The sequence below is a fragment of the Actinomadura formosensis NBRC 14204 genome (assembly GCF_001552155.1).
In the GTDB taxonomy this organism is placed as follows: Bacteria; Actinomycetota; Actinomycetes; order Streptosporangiales; family Streptosporangiaceae; genus Spirillospora; species Spirillospora formosensis.
Genome location: NZ_BCQQ01000140.1, coordinates 1 through 17331 on the forward strand (window position 1 = coordinate 1; position 17331 = coordinate 17331).

Genomic DNA, 17331 nt, shown 5'->3' on the forward strand with positions numbered 1-17331 from the left:
ACAAGGACCTCCTGGGCGTTGGTGCGGCTGTGTGGTAGCTCCACACCACGCCAGGAGGTCCTCCCCATTCCAAAATCATCTGGCCCGTCTCGCCGTCACCAACGTCCATGGGCAGTACACCTGGATGGACAAAAGCCCCATGCGTCGTCCTGCCGCACGTTGAACCTGGACGGTTCTGGACTATCGCTCATCGGGACCGGGAGGTGAGCGGCACCCGTACAGGAGACGGCCGCGATCGCCACATGTGTCGTATGTCACCGGCGCTGTCTGCGACGGGCAGGAATGGCCTGAATTACGGCAGTGTCATACCCCCAAGGGTATGGGTCTACTTCGGGAGGTTTCTGTGAAGGTCGTCATCGTCGGCGGCGTCGCCGGGGGCATGTCCGCCGCGACCCGGTTGCGGAGACTCGCTGAGCATGCCGAGATCGTCGTCCTGGAGCGTGGCGGATACGTCTCGTTCGCCAACTGCGGATTGCCCTACCACGTCGGCGGCGTCATTCCCGAACGCGACGATCTGCTGCTGCAGAGCCCCGAGGGTCTGCGTGAACGGTTCGGGCTGGACGTCCGGGTCCGGCACGAGGCGCTCGGCATCGACAGGACCGAACGGCGGGTCAGAGTGCGCGACCTGACGACCGGGAACGAGTACACCGAGGATTACGACACGCTCATTCTCAGCCCCGGCGCGGGCCCGGTCGTGCCACCCGTCCCCGGCGCGGAACGCGCGCTCACCCTGCGCGACATCGACGACCTCGACCGCCTGACGTCCGCGTTGCGCGGGAACCGGGACGGCGCCACCGCGATGACGGCCGATGGCGCGGGAAAGGCGGTCGTCGTGGGAGCCGGGTTCATCGGCGTCGAGGTCGCCGAGAATCTGCGGCACCGCGGCATCGAGGTCACCATGATCGAACTGGCCGACCAGGTGCTCGCACCGCTCGATCCCGAGATGGCGGCTCCCGTCGCCGACCGGCTCCGGGCCGGCGGCGTGCGCCTGCGGCTGGGCGTCCAGATCAACGCGATCGATGACGACGGCGTCGAACTCTCCGACGGAGACCGGGTTCCCGCCGGGACGGTCGTCATGGCGATCGGTGTACGACCCGAGACCGCCCTGGCCCGCGCGGCGGGCCTGGAGATCGGTGAGCGCGGCGGGATCGTGGTCGACGAGCACATGCGGACCTCGGACGCCGACATCTTCGCGGTCGGCGATGCCGTGGAGAAGCGGGACGCCGTCGGGGGCACCCCCGCGCTCATCGCGCTGGCGAATCTGGCCAACCGGCAGGGCCGGATCGCCGCCGACGCGATCTGCGGTCTGAAGAACACCGTCCGTCCCGCCGTCGGAACCGCGGTGGTGAGCGTCTTCGGCCTCACCGTCGCCGCGACCGGCTGGAACGAGAAGCGGCTCCGCGCCGTGGGGCGCCCGTACCGGGTGATCCACACCCACGGCTCATCACACGCCGGCTACTATCCCGGCGCGCGTCCGCTGGCTCTGAAACTGCTCGTCGATCCGGACACCGACGCCGTTCTCGGGGCCCAGGTCGTCGGCGAGGACGGCGCGGAGCGAAGGATCGACGTGCTGGCCACCGCAATGGCGGGCGGCCTGGCCGCCTCCGAGTTGATCCAGCTTGAACTGGCGTACGCACCGCAATACGGGTCGGCCAAGGACCCGGTGAACATGCTCGGCTACGTGGCCGACAATCTGCGTGCCGGAACCAGCCGAACGGTGCAGTGGCACGAACTCGCCGCCCTCGCCGCCGACGGCGCGCGACCGGTCGATGTGCGCAGTGAGCGCGAGTTCGCGGCCGGAGCGATTCCCGGCGCGATCAACATCCCCCTGGACCGGCTGCGCGATCGCATCGACCAGCTCCCGGACGGCGACCTGGTCGTCTACTGCAAGGGCGGCCAGCGTGCGTACAACGCCCTGCGGATCCTCACGCAGCATGGGCGGACGGCCGTCAACCTGGATGGCGGGTACCTCACCTGGTCGGCGGGGACGGGAGCGGCCTCCGCCACCTGAACCGCCCCGCACGGTGCCGCGCGTTCAAGATGATCGCCGACGAGGCGGCCGCCGTGGCCAGGCCGGACGTGCGACCGTTGAACACGGATCCACCTCCAGCCGTTCGAGGCGGTACTCGCCGACGTCCATCCTCTGTCCGCCGGCGACCAATGGTGGGGCCGCCCGCAGCGGAGGCCCTGGCTCGGCGTGTCAGCCGTGACCGGTTGCGCAACCGACCGTGGCGGTCGAGGGTGCCGTGGCCGCAACCGTGATCTTCTTTTCGAAGATCGCAATCGCCGCCGCCGGGCAGGCGACCGGTACCACTGGTAGGACGTACCGATGGTCGAAGTCGAGGAGCGCCACCGGCAATACCAGGAGGGTGATGGCTGTCCCCCAAGGCAGCAGCGTGCCACGGCGTAGTCCGAGCCCACCGGCGAGGAATGGGCCGTGCAGATAGGCGGGATATTGGTAGCCGCGCAGAAATCCGGAATAAGGCTCGACGGAGTAGTAGACGCCGCCGGTGCCGGGATCATACGCAGCGAGGTGATCTCAGCGATTCACCGGACGTAGCCGTGTTCGAAATGCTGTACCCGCTGAAGGGGGCGTCCGAGATCGCTTTGCCGTGGCCGGCGCCGTCGTCCCGGACTGGTTCCGCTGCTGGAGTGCCCGGGGAGTTGCGTGGCGTTCGGCTGGGCCGTTGGGCCGGGTACTTGTGCCCGGTGCTCAACTTGCGTGAGCTGTCGTTCGGTGACGGGACGTTCCACTACACGTTCTTCAAGGGCGCCGCAGTGAACCCGGCGGGCGGGCCGGTCAGTCGCCCGGGAGGAGCGGGTCGAGGGGGCCCAGGTCGAGGTTGAGGTCCTGGTCGTCCAGGTTGAAGTGGTCCTTGAGCCGGGTCATGGCCTCCTCCAGCCGAGGTCCTCGATCTGCTGGTCGGTCAGGTCGCCGCCTTCGCGGCACAGCGCCTGCCGTTCCATCAGCCGGCGGATGAGCTCGACGAGGGTCAGCACCAGTTTGACCAGGTCCCGCTCGACCGTTTCGGGGTCGGACCGCAGCCGCTGCATCGCCCGGTATGAGTGTTTCCGTGGCCCCTCCGCCTCCGGGGCGGGGCACGGTGTTCGGGGCCGCGCGTGGGGCGCGCCGGGATGTCGCCGGTGAACGTGTCGCTCGCGGCGCGGTCCATCAGGGCGCGGGTGGTGGCCTCCAGCCAGGCCAGGTCCTCCAGGTTGGCGCGCAGCGCCGCCTCGCCGTATTCCTCCAGCCGGACGGTGCTGCCCAGCGCGGTCAGCACCGTCCGCGACCACGCCGCGCACGAGCGCGCCCGCGACCCCGGCGGCATCGCGCAGCGCGGGCGGGTCCAGGCCGCGCCACGCCGTACAGGTAGACGGCGGTGTCGCCGCTGGTCCGGGTGCCGGTCATGATCCGGACTCCTTCCCACGCGCTTCGGCGTCCACCGTGCGGCCCTGCACGGTGCCGGTGTCGGCGGGGCCAGCCTCCACCGCGCCGGACGCGCCGGATTCCAGTGCGGCCAGGCGCTCGCGCAGCCGCCGGTTCTCCTCCCGCAGTTCTCTAGTGGCGTGGCCTTCGCCGGCCTCGTCACGGCGGGCCTTCGACGACAGTGAGGGGTCGTGCTCCCACCAGTCGATGCCCATCTCTTTGGCCCGGTCCACCGACGCCACCCGCAGCCGCAGTTTGATCGTCAGCAGGTTGATCTGGACGTCGCCGACGATCACGATGCCCTTGTCGAGGATGCGTTCCGGCAGGCCCGCCAGGTTGGCCGACTGTCGTTCCCCGGCCATCGACCGCGACGGCGCCCGGCCGCCGGCCCAGGAGATCTCGCTCACCGGTCCCAGCTCCTCTCCACTCGTCCGCGTGGGCAGCGGCAGGCGCGGCGGCCGGTCACCGCGGTGACATGGTCGGCCGCGCGTTCGGCGGCCTCGGGCGCGGACGGCATCACCGGCTCCCCGCTAGCCGCCGGGCCCTTGGCGGGCGCGGCCCTCTTTCAGCCGGCGGATCAGGTCCTCCTCGCGGACGGCGGCCTCCTCCTCGGTGATCTGCTGCATCTTCGCGGCGATCCGCGCCGGGTCGTACAGTTGCGCCTCGGCCTGCTCGGCAAGGATTTCCGCCGCCGGCGCGGCCCCGTCCAGCAGGACCCGCCCGTCGGTACGGACACCACGGCGGCACTCTGCGACGCCGCGGCATCCGACCCGGACGATGACCTACCGTGACCACTTCACGGACGTTGAGCCAGATCCGCTAACGGCAGGGCACGGTTCGCCTCGGCGTGTCAGCCGCCGCGGTTGCTCGGGAGCTCCCCGGTGGCCGGTCGATACCGCAGGTCGACGGCCTGAACGGGGTCGCCGTCATGGATGCGCTCCCAGCGCACCGGCTCGATGCCGGGGCAGTCGAACAGCCGGATGCCCTCACCGAGCATCACCGGCACCAGATGGACGTAGAACTCGTCGATCAGGCCGCGGACGACGCATTGGCGGGCGATGTCGGCACCGAAGATCTCCAGGTTCTTCCCGGCCGCGGCGGCGAGCCCGGTCTCGACCGCCTCGGCGACGTCGCAGTTCAGGAAGGTGACTCCGGAATCGGGGACGGCGTCCTCGGGGTGGTGGGTCAGCACGAAGATCGGACCACTCCACGCGCCACCGTACGCCCGCTCGGACGCCCTACCAGGATTCTCCCGGGCCCAGGCGTCATAGCCGCGCCGCCCGGCCAGGATCGCCCCGGTAGTGGAGACCGCCTCCTCGAACAGCCCGGGACTCAAGGTCACACCGGACATCCAGTCCATGGCGTGGTCGGGACCGGCGATGAAGCCGTCCAGCGACATCGTCAGATGCCACAGCACCTTGCCCCTCGCCCCTGACCGCGTCACATCCGTCATTGTGCTCCTCCCGTCGGGTCCGCCTTCCCTGGTCGGGTAGCCGGCAAGCAGGATGACCACCGGAAGCCGACGAACTCATCGGCCGCTCCGGACGAGGCTTCTGCGGATCGACCGGTCCGCCCTGCGGGACGACGAGTCCTGGTGGCCCCGCGTCCTCGAACTCATCCGGCACGCGTTGAGCTACCCCGCCTCGGTCGCCTTCGAGATCGAGGAACTCGGCGGCCGTAAACGCATCGAGACCGAAGAGACCCGCGTCGGCGTCGAGCATCCCGAGCACCTTCTCTGGGACCGCCTCTCGGCCCAGGGCGTCCGCCCCGAACAGGTGACCCGCGTCTACACCGAACTGCAACCGTGCTTCATGCCGGGCAATTACTGCGCGATATGGCTTGCCCAGTTCACCAATGCCGAATTCACCTACAGCTACGACTACGGCGCAACCGCCCGGGAACGCGAAGCGGGCCTCCTCGAACTGATCAAGAACGCCGCCACCTGATGCTCCGGCCGCACCGGGTTCGCGGCCGTCGACGGCGAACGGCGCCGGGCCGGCGACCGGAAGGCGGCGGCGGCGATCGTGTGCGTGGCGACCACCGGCTGTACCTGGCGGCGGTTCCCGCCGGTCTTCGGCGCGTCCTGGCAGACGGTCCACCGGCGCTCCACCGAGTGGACCCCGGCGTGGTGTCGAGCGCTCCCACCGGCTCGGCCGGCACCGCCGGATGTCGAGCGCACGGTGTCGTGGCCGAACGGATTCCGCCGCATCACCGACTGAACCGGGATGGCTTCGCGGCGGAGGGCGAGGATCAGGCTTGGTTCGGCCTGGTCGCGCGGAAGAACAGCGTTTCGTACTCCTCCTCATAGAAGGAGATGAAGGTTTTCCTGTCGTGCGAGACGAACATCAGGTCGGCGCCGAGTACGCGGACGACCTGGGCCGCCCAGCCCGATTCGCGCACCTGGCAGTCCAGCCACGGGAAGTGCTCGATTCCGGTACCCAGAAAGAATCTACCGGTCACGTTCTCGATGACCAGGCGCTCGATCCAGAGGGCGACATCGTTCTCCGCCGAAGCGGACGCGTCGGGAGACGAGGCGGCCCGGTTCATTTCACGGCGCGCTTCGTAAACCCACGGCGGCGTCTCGTCCACGCCGTGGAACTCTCGGCAGTCGAGAGCGGACGGCCGGGATTTGAGCTCGGCGGCGTCTTTCTTCTGCTGCAGCCGGATACGTCGGGTCCTAATATCCTCTCCCAGCACCATGGCTCCTATTCTGGGCAGTCGAGGTGATGCTTCCCGCCGAGCGCGTCGGTCACGGACCACCGGCAGCCCCGCCGCGTTGGTCTCGACGCGGGTCATGTTCCCGATCAGGACCCGGCCGTTCGAGTCCGGCGGCATCCTGCTCTGCCACCGCACCCGCGTCACAACCCCGGCACCCTAACGATCTTGATCTCCAGACATCCGGTCTTCCTTGAGGGGCAAGGCGCGGCGGCGAGCCGAGCTGACGCCGGGTCGCTCCGATGGACGCGTGGGTGCCGCCGCCCGAATCGGCGCGGCCGAACCCCTGTTCGTACGGGCGGACAGGGATCTGGTGCCGGGCGATATCGGGTCCGGCGTTGCCGGTTCATGGCACCCGCGCGGTGGCTCTGAGCTGTACTTCGCTCGTGTCAGGGCCCGGACGCCGCAGTCCGGCCGTGCTCGGTGTACGGGTCAGCGCTGGTGGAAGGTGGCCTGGCCGGTGATGTGGATGCCGGTTCGGTCGCCGGGGCGGAGGGGGACGTGGCCGGCCACCCGGATGTCGACGGGCTCATCGAGACCGTCCACGGTGAGGGTGATCATGGCGTCGTGGCCGTAGTAGCGGACGTCGGTGACCGTCCCGCCGGGGGTCGTGTCGCCGGGTTCGGTGAGCCGCAGCTGTTCGGGACGCAGGATCACGGTCCCCCGGCCGGAGGTTTCACCACTGCGCACCTTCACGGGGCCGAGTGCGGTGGTGGCCGTGCCGTTCCCGGCGGTGCCGGGAAGAAGGACGGCGTCGCCGACGAAGCCTGCGAGCCAGGGGTCCGCGGGACGGGTGTAGACGTCCTGCGGCGAACCGCACTGGGCGACCCGCCCATCGTGGACGACGGCGACGAGGTCGGCGACGGACAGTGCCTCCTGCTGGTCATGGGTGACGAGGAGGGCGGTGGCTCCGAGGGCGCGCAGGGCCGCGCGGACGTCGGCGCGCAGCCCGGTGCGCAACGCGCTGTCCAGGGCGTTGAACGGTTCGTCGAGGAGCACCAGTGCCGGTTCGGGGGCGAGGGCGCGGGCCAGGGCGACCCGCTGCTGCTGTCCGCCGGACAGTTCGTGCGGCATCCGGCCGCCGTATCCGGCCAGGCCCACCAGTTCGAGCATCTCCTCGGTGCGCCGGCGGCGCGCGGCCCGGTCGGGGACGCCGAACGCGACGTTGCGGGCGACGCTCAGGTGGGGGAACAGCGCGCCTTCCTGGGGGACGATGCCGATGCGGCGGCGTTCCGGGGGGACGTGTGCTCCGGGGCCGGTCAGGACGCGTCCGCCCACGGCGACGGTCCCCGCGTCGGCGCGGAGGAAGCCCGCGATGATGCGGAGCAGCGTGGTCTTCCCGCACCCCGAAGGGCCGAGCACGGCGGCCAGCGAGCCGCCGGGGACGGTGAGGTCGAGCCCGTCCAGGACGGTCGCGTCCGGGCCGTAGGCCTTGGTCAGGCCCTCGATCCGCAGATCGGTCATGTGCGCTGTCTCCCGAGGAGGTAGGAGGGGACGGCCGCGAGCAGGATCAGCGCGGCGGCGTACGGTGCGGCGTCGGCGTAGGACGCGACGCCGGTCTCCGTCCACAGCCGTGTGGCGAGGGTGTCCATGCCGGTGGGGCGCAGCAGCAGGGTGGCCGGCAGTTCCTTCATGCAGACCACGAAGGTCAGGGCCGTACCGGCCGCGACACCGGGCGCGGCCAGCGGCACGGTCACGGCCCGCAGGACGCCCAGTGGACCGCGGCCGAGGGAGCGGGCGACGTCTTCCAGGACGGGCGGTGACTGCAGGACGGCGGCGCGGGTGGCGGCGACCGCGAGCGGCAGGAACAGCACCGCGTAGGCGCAGACCAGCAGCGGCAGTTCCTGGTAGAGCGGGGCGGCGTAGCGGACCGCGAAGAACACCATCGCCAGGGCGACGGTGATGCCGGGGAGGGCGTGTCCGGCGTAGGCGGCCTGCTCCAGCAGATCCGGGAGCCGTCCCCGGTGGCGGGCCGCGACGACGCCGACGGGCAGCGCGAGTGCGGCGGTGAGCCCGGCTCCGGCCGCGGCCACGGCGAGGGTGACGCCCGCGGTGTTCGCGAGCCCGGCGGGATCCCAGGTGGAGCGGTTTCCCGTCGCCAGCCAGTAGGCGAGCGTGGCCAGCGGGAAGGCGACGGCGACGGCGACGACCGTCCCGCACCACGCCAGGGCGGGGGCCGCCGTCCGGCCGAGGGGGACCGGGACGGGAGGGCGTGCCGTTCCGCTTCCGGTTCTGGCGTGTCCGCGCCGTCCGCGGGTGCGTGTTTCCAGGGCGACGAGGGCCACGGTCATCACCACCAGGACGACGCTCAGGGCGGCGGCCGGGGTGCGGTCGAAGCTGGCCTGGTAGGAGGTGTAGATGCCGCGGGTGAACGTGTCGTACCGCATCAGCGACACCGCGCCGAAGTCCGACAGGGCGTACAGCGCGACCAGCAGCGCGCCGCCGGCCGCGGCCGGACGAAGCTGGGGGAGGGTGACGCGGAAGAAGGTCCGGGCCGGCCCGGCTCCGAGGGACCTGGACGCCTCTTCCTGCGCGGGGTCGATCCCGCGCAGTGCCGCGGTGACGGGCAGGTAGACGTAGGGGTAGCTGACCAGGGTCAGTGTCACCGCCGACCCGGCGAACCCGGCGATGCCCGGCACCGCGGACAGCCAGGCGAAGGCGGCCACGTAGCTCGGCACGGCCAGCGGCAGCGTGACCGCCACCGCCCAGGCGCGGGCGCCGGGCAGCGCGGTGCGCACGGTCAGCCATGCCAGGGAGATCCCCAGCAGCAGGCAGGCCGGCACCACCACGGCGGCCAGGGCCAGGCTGCGTCCCATGAGCAGGGCGGTGGTCTCGGTGGTGACGACGCTCCAGGCGAAGCCGGCGCCGCGCTCCAGCGCGCGCACGGCGAGGTAGCCGAGCGGCAGCAGGGCGAGGGCGCCTGCCAGGCAGGCCGGGCCGAGCAGGACCCAGGGGGCGCGGGTGCTGGTCATCCCGGTCAGACCATTCCGGCTTCCCGCAGCATCGTCAGGGTCTGCTGGAGCGATTCGAGCCTGCCGAGGTCGATCGCCGGGGCCTTCAGCGTGTCCAGCGGGGGCAGCCCCGGAACCGTGCTCGTGACGCCGGAGGCCAGCGGGTACTCCTTCGTCTCGTCGCTGAAGTAGTGCTGCGCCTCCGGGGAGAGCAGGAAGTCGATCGCCTTCAGTGCCGTCGCCCGGTGCTCGCTGCCCTTCAGCATGCCCACGCCCGCGACGTTGATCAGCGCGCCGGGGTCGCCGCCGGGAAGGTGGTGGAGCTTGGCGGTGACGTTTCCCGCGCCCTTCTCGGCGACCTTCTCGTACCAGTAGTAGTGGTTGATGAGCCCGAGGGCGACCTGCCCGGAGTTCACCGCGTCCAGGACGGCGATGTTGTTGTCGTACGCCTTGGCGCCGTTGGCCTTCAGGCCCTTGAGCCATGCGCGGGTGGCCTCGTCGCCGTCCAGGATCCGCATGCCGGTGACGAACGCCTGGAAGGACGCGTTGGTCGGCGCATAGCCGATCTTGCCCTTCCACTCCGGCTTGACGAGGTCGCGCACGCTGTCGGGCACCGTGGTGACCTGGGCGGGGTGGTAGGCCAGCACGCGGACGCGCCCCGAGAGGCCGACCCAGTCGCCCGCGCTCCCCCGGTACCGCTCGTCCACCCTGCCGAGCGTCGGCTGGGGCAGCGTGTCCAGGCGTCCCTGCTTGGCGAGGGCGCCGAGCGCCCCGGCGTCCTGGGAGAAGAACAGGTCGGCCTTGGTCCTGTCGCCCTCCTCCAGGAGTTGCGCGGACAGTTCGGCGCTGGTGCCGTACCGGACCTCGACGTCGGTGCCGACGGCCTTCTCCAGCTTGTCCAGCAGCGGTTTGACCAGTCCCTCGTTGCGGCCGGAGTAGATGACGAGACCGGCCTCCGACCCGATGCCGCAGGCCGTCATGAGCGGAATCAGGAGAGCCACCACAGCGAATGCGGAAGAGATACGGCGTAGGGGGTTTCGCATGTTGTCCCTCAGGTCCAGTCTCATGGTCGTCTTGGCTATATAGGTAAGCCTTGCCTAAGGTACACGCCTGTGAGCAGCGTTTCTCCTCCGGGTCCCACGGCGGTCCCGTTCGCCCGAGAGCTCGCCGGCCACGGGGACCGGACGGCGGTCATCACCACCGGCGGCGCACTCTCCTACCGGGAGCTGGCCGAACGGGTGGCGGCCACCGCCCGGCGCCTCGGACCGGGACGGCGGCTGGTCCTGCTCGCCGGCGCCAACACGGTCGAGGCGCTCGTCGTCTACCTGGCCGCGCTGGCCCGCGGCCACCCCCTCCTGCTGGTCCCGCACGATCGTCCCGGCAGCCTGAAGTCCCTGGTCGCCGCCTACGACCCGGATGTCGTGGCCCTCCCGGACGGCACGCTCGACGAGCGGCACGCGGGCTCGGCGCACACCCTGCATCCCGACCTCGCGCTGCTGCTCAGCACGTCCGGCTCGACGGGCGCGCCGAAACTCGTCCGGCTGTCGCACGAGAACCTCCAGTCGAACGCGGCGTCCATCGCGGAGTACCTGGACATCCGGGACGGCGACCGCGCCGCGACGACCCTGCCGATGCACTACTGCTACGGCCTGTCGGTCCTCAACAGCCACCTGCTGCGCGGGGCGGGCCTGATCCTCACCGACCTCTCGGTGACCGACGAGCGTTTCTGGACGCTGTTCCGGGACGCGCGGGGAACGTCCCTGGCGGGCGTCCCCTACACCTTCGACCTGCTGGACCGGGTCGGCTTCCCCGACATGCGGCTTCCGCACCTGCGGTACGTCACCCAGGCCGGCGGCCGGATGGCGCCCGAGCGCGTGGCGCGCTACGCGGCGCTCGGCCGGCGGCGCGGCTGGGACCTCATCGTCATGTACGGCCAGACCGAGGCGACCGCGCGCATGGCGTACCTGCCACCGGACCTCGCGGCCCGCCACCCGCAGGCGATCGGCGTCCCGATCCCGGGCGGGTCCTTCCGGCTGGAGCCGCTGCCGGACGGGACCGCCCCCGGCACCGGGGAGCTCGTGTACTCCGGGCCGAACGTCATGCTCGGATACGCCGAGGGGCCCGCCGACCTGGCCCTCGGCCGCACCGTCGGGGAACTGCGCACCGGCGATGTCGCGCGGCTCCTGCCGGGCGGGCTCTACGAGGTGATCGGGCGGCGCGGCCGGTTCGTGAAGCTCTACGGCCTGCGGATCGACCCGCAGGCCGTCGAGGCGATGCTCGCCCGGCACGGCCTGGTCTCCTGCTGCACCGGCGACGACGACGGGCTGGTGGTGGCCGTGACCGGCGACGCCGACGCCGGTCACGTCAGGCGGCTGGTGGCGGCCGAGTGCGGGCTGCCCGCCCGGGTGATCGGCGTGCACGTCCTGGCCGGCCTGCCCCGGCTCCCCACGGGCAAGCCCGACTACCGGGCCGTGCTCCGGCTGGCCCGCCCCGAGCCGGCGGCCACCACGGACCTGTGCCGCCTGTACGCGGAGATCCTGGACCATCCCGGCGTCACCGACGACTGCAGTTTCGTGAGCCTGGGCGGCGACTCGCTGTCCTACGTCGAGATGTCGCTGAAACTGGAGGAGGCGCTGGGGGCCCTGCCTCCGGACTGGCACACGCGGCGCATCCGTGATCTTCGGCGTCCGGCCGGGCGGGCCGGGCGGCGGACCCTGGAGACGGGCATCGCCCTGCGCGCCGTCGCGATCGTCCTCATCGTCGGGTCGCACATCGGGATCTTCACGGTCCGGGGCGGCGCCCATGTGCTGCTGGCGGTCGCGGGCTTCAACTTCGCCCGGTTCCATCTCACCTCGTCCGTCCGGCGTGCACGCCGCCGGCACGTGCTGGACGCCCTGACACGGATCGCCGTGCCGAGCGTCGTCTGGCTCGCCCTCGCCGCGCCCCTCACCGCCGGCTACCACCTGACCGACGTCCTGCTGCTGAAAAGCGCCTTCGGGCACAACAGCAACTACTGGTTCGTCGAGGTGATCCTGTACATCCTGCTCGCGATGGCCGCGCTGCTGAGCGTGCCGGCACTGGACCGGGCGGAACGGGGCGCGCCCTTCCGTTTCGCCTTCGGCCTCCTGCTGATCGGGCTGATCGTCCGCTTCGACCTCGGCGGGCTCTCGGACCTGCCGGACGCGATCACCGCGTGCTGGCTGTTCCCCCTCGGCTGGGCCGCGGCGAAGGCGGGCACCCCCTGGCAGCGCGCACTGGTGACCGCGGTCGCGCTGGCCACGGTTCCGGGGTACTTCGGCGCGGGGGAGCCGGTGCGGGAGATCATCGTCCTCGCCGGTCTGGCGCTGCTGATCTGGGTTCCGGCCCTGCCGAGCACGCGCCTGCTCAACCGCCTCGGCGGTCTGCTGGCCGGCGGCTCCCTGTACATCTACCTGGTCCACTGGCAGATCTATCCGCTGCTGGAGGACCGCTCGCAGGTCCTGGCCCTGCTCGCCTCGCTCGCGGGCGGCGTCGCGTACGCCGCCGTCGCCGCGAGGATCCTGCGCCACGCAGCATCGCGAGGATCCCGGCCGCCATCACGGCGCGTTGCTCTCAGCGTCCCCCATGGTTCGGCCAGGGCAGCCGAGGAATCCGCAGCCGGGCTCGGCGACCGGGACCAACGGCTCTATGACCCCGCACCCCCCGTGACGAAGATGTGACCGTGGAGGTACTCGCGTACATCGCGGCGGCTTTGACCGGGCTCTGGGGTGTCTCCCACGCGATACCCACCCGGCGGGTACTGGCCGGGTTCGCGCCCATCAGCACGGACAACCGCCGTGTGCTCGTGCAGGAATGGCTCGCCGAAGCCTTGACCATGTGGGGCGTGGCGGTACTCGTCATCGTGGTCACCGCGGTGGGCGGCGACGCCGAGGTGACCCGGTGGGTCTACCGCGTCGCCGCCGGGCTGCTGGTCGCGTTGGCGGTGCTCACCACCTTCACCGGCGCGCGCACACCGGTCATCTGGTTCAAGATCTGCCCGGTGCTGCTCGCCACGTCGGCGACCCTCCTCCTGCTGGCGAGCACCCTCTGACATTCCTCCGGCGGATGCCGGTGCCCTGCGGAACGCGGCGCGCAGCGAAGGGGGATCCTCCTCCCCACCACGCCGCTGCACACACCCTGCACCCGTGACTTTCGCACACCATGTCAGCACCTCGTCCCCATCTCGTAAGGTCGTCTTGTGGGGTCTGAGAAGGACGTCTGGGCCGTCGGTGACTCGTACGAGGCGTACGCCGGACGGTGGAGCCGCCGCATCGCGGAGGCGTTTCTGCGGTGGCTGGACGTACCGGCGGGACGGCGATGGCTGGACGTGGGCTGCGGCACGGGGGCGCTGACGGAGACCGTGCTGTCCGTGGCGGAGCCCGCGCGGGTCGTCGGCGTGGACACGTCCGCGGGGTTCCTGGCCCATGCCCGCGAGCGGATCGGCGATGCCCGTGCGGTGTTCCGGCTCGGCGACGCGCGGTCATTGCCGGTGCCCGACCGGGGTTTCGACGCCGTCGTCAGCGGGCTCGCGCTCAACTTCGTGCCCGAGCCGGGCCGCGCCGCCGCCGAGTTCGCCCGGGTCACGAACCCGGGTGGCGTGGCCGCCGCCTACGTGTGGGACTACGCCGAGGGCATGGCCATGATGCGGTTCTTCTGGGACGCCGCCGCCACCCTGGACCCGGCCGCGGCCGACCTGGACGAAGGGCTCCGTTTCCCCCTCTGCCGGCCGGAGCCGCTCGCACGGCTGTGGACGGACGCGGGCCTGGACGAGGTGGTGGTCCAGGCGATCGAGATCCCGACGGTGTTCTCCGGTTTCGACGACTACTGGCGGCCGTTCCTGGGCGGTCAGGGGCCCGCCCCGGGATACGTCATGTCCTTGGGCGCCGAACATCGCGACGCCCTGCGCGAGCTGCTGCGCGAACGCCTGCCCTCCGGCCGGGACGGTTCCATCCGGCTCACCGCCCGCGCCTGGGCGGTCCGTGGCCGGCCCGCCCCCGCAACCGCCGTGGGCAGTACAGCTAGGGGGCCAGAAGGGCGGTGAGGCGGTCGGCGAGGCCGCGGGTTCTGGGGTCGTGGGTGTGGTCGAGGTGGAGGCTCTCGCCGAGGGGCTCCAGGTCCCGTCCGGTGACCAGGCGCCGGTCCATCGCCGAGAGGATGGTCTCGAACGCGGCCTTCAGGTACAGGTCGCATTCCTCCTTGGCGGGAAGCGCGGACAGGGCCTGCACCACCCGGGCGAGACCTTGGAACGCGTCAAGGTCGGCTTCGTCGCGGAACACGGCCACCAGGGCGGCGAGCAGGGCGTGGGTCGCCGAGGTCGCGTGTTCCCCGGGGACGGCGAGGTTGGCGATCGTGGGGAAGGCGTCGGCCAGCGGCGCCAGGGCGTGGACCAGGACGCCGTCTGTACCACCGCAGTTCAGGTTGCTCTTGAGCAGGATGGAGAGGGGCTCGTGCGCCCTGTAGGAGAGACTGGTCTCGCGGAGCGCGTGCCCCGGCGGGATGTTGTAGGTCCAGTAGAGGTCGACCGCCTCGGGCCGGTAATCCTCCCCCATGCGGCTGATGCGGATGCTGCGCTTCTCGCCCTCCCACTCGCGTTGAAGGGCGATCAGCTGGAAGAAGCCCGCCCACTCCTCTCCGTAGAGCAGTGATCGCCACAGCATGGCCTGGGCGCGCCAGTCGTGTGCCGGGCTGTCCGACCCCGGGAAGAGCCGGTCACCGGTGATCTCGCCGGCGACGAGCACGGCGAGGATCACGAGGTTCATGCTCCAGGCGGCATGGCGCGCGGGGACGGTCAGCGGCCGGGGCCGGTAGTGACCGTAGGACGAGCCGGGACGCTCGTGCAGGGCCCGGCGGTGGATGTCGAGCAGCAGGTCCGTCAGCACGCTCCGGTGGGCCGGGTCCAGGTGGGCGAGCAGATCGCCCAGGAACTCGATGACCGGCGCGCGGGCGGTGAGCCCGGCGAAGGACAGCAGCGCGTGCAGGAGGTCGTCGTTGACCTGGGGCGCCAGCGGGGACCGCGCCGCCGTGACGGCCTGGGCCGCCATGCCGGTGAGGAGCTGCGCGACGAGCCGGGCGATGAGGAACTCCCCGAAGGTCGCGTGGAGGAACTCGTAGGTGTGCAGCGCCTGCCCGTCGCGGGTGACCCGCGTTTCGTGGACGAAGAAGAAGCGTCCCACCACGATCTGCGCCGCGGAAAGGGGGGCCTGGAGGCCGGTGTCGCCGGGATGTGCCCGTTCGGGGGCGAGGAGGGCGAGGAGGTCGGCGTCCAGGTCGGTACCGGTGACCCATTGGCCGCGCCGGTTGAACATGGCGAACCCGACGATGGACAGCCGCAGCAGTTCCTGTTCCACCGCGCGCCGGTGCGCCTCGTCGTCCAGGTCGGGGGCCAGCTTGCGGATCTGCCGGCTCGCGAACTCCCGGAGAAGCCGCTCGTAGAGGCCCGTCCGGTCGAACGCCGCGGTCCGCTGGTGCAGGGCGTTGTCGTCCGCGTCGTACAGGGCGAGCATCAGCAGCAGCAGCGGCTGCCCGGCCAGTTCACGGTGGGCGAGGGCCACCTCGTCCGGCAGGGGCCGCAGGCCGCGCCCGCGCAGCGCGGGCTCGTTGAGGTCGTGCCAGTTCGCCAGCCATGCGCGGATCTGGGCGTCGTCGAACGGCTCCAGGCGGGCGATGACCGAGCCGTGGGGGATCCTGGCCCGGTCGACCACCGCCGTGCGGCTGGTCACGATGACGGCGACCGGACGCCCCTGGTCCGCCTCGCGCTCCTGGAAGGCCATCACCTTCATCAGGAAGTCGGTCTGGGTGACGCCCGTCGCCTGGAGCAGTTCGTCGAAACCGTCCAGGATGACCACGGGGAGCGCGCCGGAGCCGGCCTCGACGAGCCGCGGCCAGGACGTCCGCTCCCCGGTCGCCTGCCGGACGGCGTCCTCGATGCGGCTCTGCAGGTCGCTTTCGGCCGGGGCCTGCCTGAGTTCGACGAGGACGGGCAGGAAGTCGTCCACGGGAAGGCGGGCGGCCAGGATGCGGGTCAGCACGGACTTGCCCGAGCCGGGCTGCCCGAGCACGAGCATCGGGGCCGCGACCGCCTCCGGCGACGTCAGGTACGCCGCGAAGAAGCGGCCCGGTTCGGTGTACACCGGCATGCCCGTCCACCAGGATTCCTGGCTCGGCCGGGCCGCGGCGTCCATGACGGCCGCCCGGAGGCGGTGGTCGATGTATCCCTGCTCCAGGGTCGGGATCGTCAGGCCCGACGGGACATCGCCGCCCGCCGCGATGGGCCGGTGCAGGGACGCCCGGTACGAGCGGGACAGCGCGGTCCGCTGCCCGCCGGCCGCCTGCCCGCCGGTCATGGGCGCCAGCAGCCGCTCCAGCGAGGCCATCCCGCTCATCAGTTCCGTCCGGGCCGAGCGCCGCTCCCAGTGCTCGATCCAGATCCCGAACTCCGGGCAGTCCACCGCCAGCCTGCGCAGCATCTCCTCGTACGTCACGAGCGCGCGTTCCGGCATGGCGTGGGTCAGCCGCCGGGCGGCCTCGGCGCGGACGTCCCCGTCCAGCCCGGTCCACTCCGGCAGGCCGGACACGAACTCCAGGAGACCTCCGCCGAGGCGGCCGTAGTAGGCGAGCAGGTCCCGCCGGATCGATTCGTGCGTGTGGGACGGGCCCGGTGTGGGAAGCTCCGCCCGCGTGAGCGCCTGCGCCATGCCGCGGCGGCCGGTGCCGTCCGCGCCGGTTCCGCTGAGCGAGATCTGCTCGCGGGCCTTCAGCCTGACGTGGGGGACCGCGTCCGGGAGTTCCTCGAAGTACGCCGCCAGCACGATGACGGTGTGCGCCGCCCGCAGCCGCTCGGTGCGGGTCAGGCGGTTGAGGCCGCGAAGCCGGTCGCCCAGATCGCGGGTCAGGGCGTGGCCGAGCCGGACGGCCTCCTCCCGCGCGCCGAGGAGGTCGAGGCCGCCGCCGGCCAGGCCGAGTCCCGCCAGCCAGTCGAGCAGGTTGATCAGCCTGCTCTCGCCCTCGCCGAGCATCCTGACCGCCTCGGCGTAACTCAGCGGACGTCTCATGTTCCTCCCCTGGCACCGGCGGATCGGCCCTTCCATCCTTCCTGCGCCGCCGCCCGGCTTGCTGATCATGACCGACTGTGGCCCCGGAGGACGCGCGAGGTCCCGAAGATGAAGGACCTTGGTCCCTACAGCCGCTCGCGGGGTGGAGAGACGTTGGTAGTGGGCCTGT

General features: G+C 71.5%; 13 protein-coding genes and 2 pseudogenes. 7 read left to right on the forward strand and 8 right to left on the reverse strand.

Features of this window, described 5'->3' with window-relative positions; genetic code table 11:
* Positions 1–343 precede the first annotated feature (343 nt).
* Positions 344–2011 carry an FAD-dependent oxidoreductase gene (locus AF1_RS27530; protein WP_067805569.1) on the forward strand — a complete coding sequence of 556 codons (1668 nt, stop codon included), beginning with the start codon at positions 344–346 and terminating at the stop codon, positions 2009–2011.
* A gap of 789 nt (positions 2012–2800) precedes the next feature.
* Here AF1_RS27530 and AF1_RS27535 read toward each other — a convergent pair.
* Positions 2801–3054 (reverse strand): annotated as a pseudogene (locus AF1_RS27535) (gas vesicle protein K).
* 90 nt (positions 3055–3144) lie between these two features.
* On the opposite strand from AF1_RS27535, the gene AF1_RS34860 reads away from it, so the two are divergent.
* Entirely contained in the window at positions 3145–3411 is a 267-nt protein-coding gene (locus AF1_RS34860) for a hypothetical protein (RefSeq protein WP_157419310.1), read from the forward strand.
* Here the strand turns inward: AF1_RS34860 and AF1_RS27540 are convergent.
* Both AF1_RS27540 and AF1_RS27550 read right to left on the reverse strand, forming a co-directional pair.
* Positions 3406–3834: a gas vesicle protein gene (locus AF1_RS27540; RefSeq protein ID WP_407642247.1), complete on the reverse strand. Its 429-nt coding sequence runs from the start codon at positions 3832–3834 to the stop codon at positions 3406–3408. The two genes, AF1_RS34860 and AF1_RS27540, sit on opposite strands and share 6 nt — an antisense overlap.
* 443 nt (positions 3835–4277) lie before the next feature.
* Positions 4278–4880 carry a dihydrofolate reductase family protein gene (locus AF1_RS27550; RefSeq protein ID WP_067805579.1) on the reverse strand — a complete coding sequence of 201 codons (603 nt, stop codon included), beginning with the start codon at positions 4878–4880 and terminating at the stop codon, positions 4278–4280.
* Positions 4881–4932: 52 nt separating this feature from the next.
* Here AF1_RS27550 and AF1_RS27555 point away from each other — a divergent pair, with 52 nt between their 5' ends.
* Both AF1_RS27555 and AF1_RS36665 read left to right on the forward strand, forming a co-directional pair.
* Positions 4933–5373: a nucleic acid/nucleotide deaminase domain-containing protein gene (locus AF1_RS27555; RefSeq protein WP_067805582.1), complete on the forward strand. Its 441-nt coding sequence runs from the start codon at positions 4933–4935 to the stop codon at positions 5371–5373.
* A 33-nt stretch (positions 5374–5406) separates the two neighbouring features.
* Positions 5407–5553: pseudogene (locus AF1_RS36665) on the forward strand (transposase); the annotation flags it as partial.
* Positions 5554–5677: 124 nt separating this feature from the next.
* Here the strand turns inward: AF1_RS36665 and AF1_RS27560 are convergent.
* From AF1_RS27560 to AF1_RS27575, 4 genes are all read right to left on the reverse strand, one after another.
* Positions 5678–6127 (reverse strand): hypothetical protein, encoded by a 450-nt coding sequence (locus AF1_RS27560; protein WP_067805585.1) that lies wholly within the window; start codon positions 6125–6127, stop codon positions 5678–5680.
* A gap of 447 nt (positions 6128–6574) precedes the next feature.
* Entirely contained in the window at positions 6575–7606 is a 1032-nt protein-coding gene (locus AF1_RS27565) for an ABC transporter ATP-binding protein (RefSeq protein WP_067805588.1), read from the reverse strand.
* On the reverse strand, positions 7603–9114 hold the full coding sequence (locus AF1_RS27570; protein ID WP_084263403.1) for an ABC transporter permease: 1512 nt from the start codon (positions 9112–9114) through the stop codon (positions 7603–7605). Before AF1_RS27570 ends, AF1_RS27565 begins: the two co-directional genes overlap by 4 nt.
* A 5-nt stretch (positions 9115–9119) precedes the next feature.
* Positions 9120–10094, reverse strand: a complete 975-nt coding sequence (locus AF1_RS27575) for an iron ABC transporter substrate-binding protein (RefSeq protein WP_242609011.1) — start codon at positions 10092–10094, stop codon at positions 9120–9122.
* A 111-nt stretch (positions 10095–10205) separates the two neighbouring features.
* On the opposite strand from AF1_RS27575, the gene AF1_RS27580 reads away from it, so the two are divergent.
* From AF1_RS27580 to AF1_RS27590, 3 genes are all read left to right on the forward strand, one after another.
* Complete coding sequence (locus tag AF1_RS27580) at positions 10206–12791, forward strand: AMP-binding protein (RefSeq protein ID WP_131732964.1); 2586 nt, start codon at positions 10206–10208, stop codon at positions 12789–12791.
* A 2-nt stretch (positions 12792–12793) separates the two neighbouring features.
* Entirely contained in the window at positions 12794–13162 is a 369-nt protein-coding gene (locus tag AF1_RS27585; RefSeq protein ID WP_131732965.1) for a hypothetical protein, read from the forward strand.
* Positions 13163–13309: 147 nt separating this feature from the next.
* Positions 13310–14152, forward strand: coding sequence for a class I SAM-dependent methyltransferase (locus AF1_RS27590; RefSeq protein WP_067805594.1), 843 nt, complete (start codon positions 13310–13312; stop codon positions 14150–14152).
* On the opposite strand, the gene AF1_RS27595 is transcribed toward AF1_RS27590, so the two are convergent.
* Positions 14130–17162, reverse strand: a complete 3033-nt coding sequence (locus AF1_RS27595; RefSeq protein ID WP_067805598.1) for an NACHT domain-containing protein — start codon at positions 17160–17162, stop codon at positions 14130–14132. The genes AF1_RS27590 and AF1_RS27595 overlap by 23 nt on opposite strands.
* Between the last annotated feature and the right edge of the window lie 169 nt (positions 17163–17331).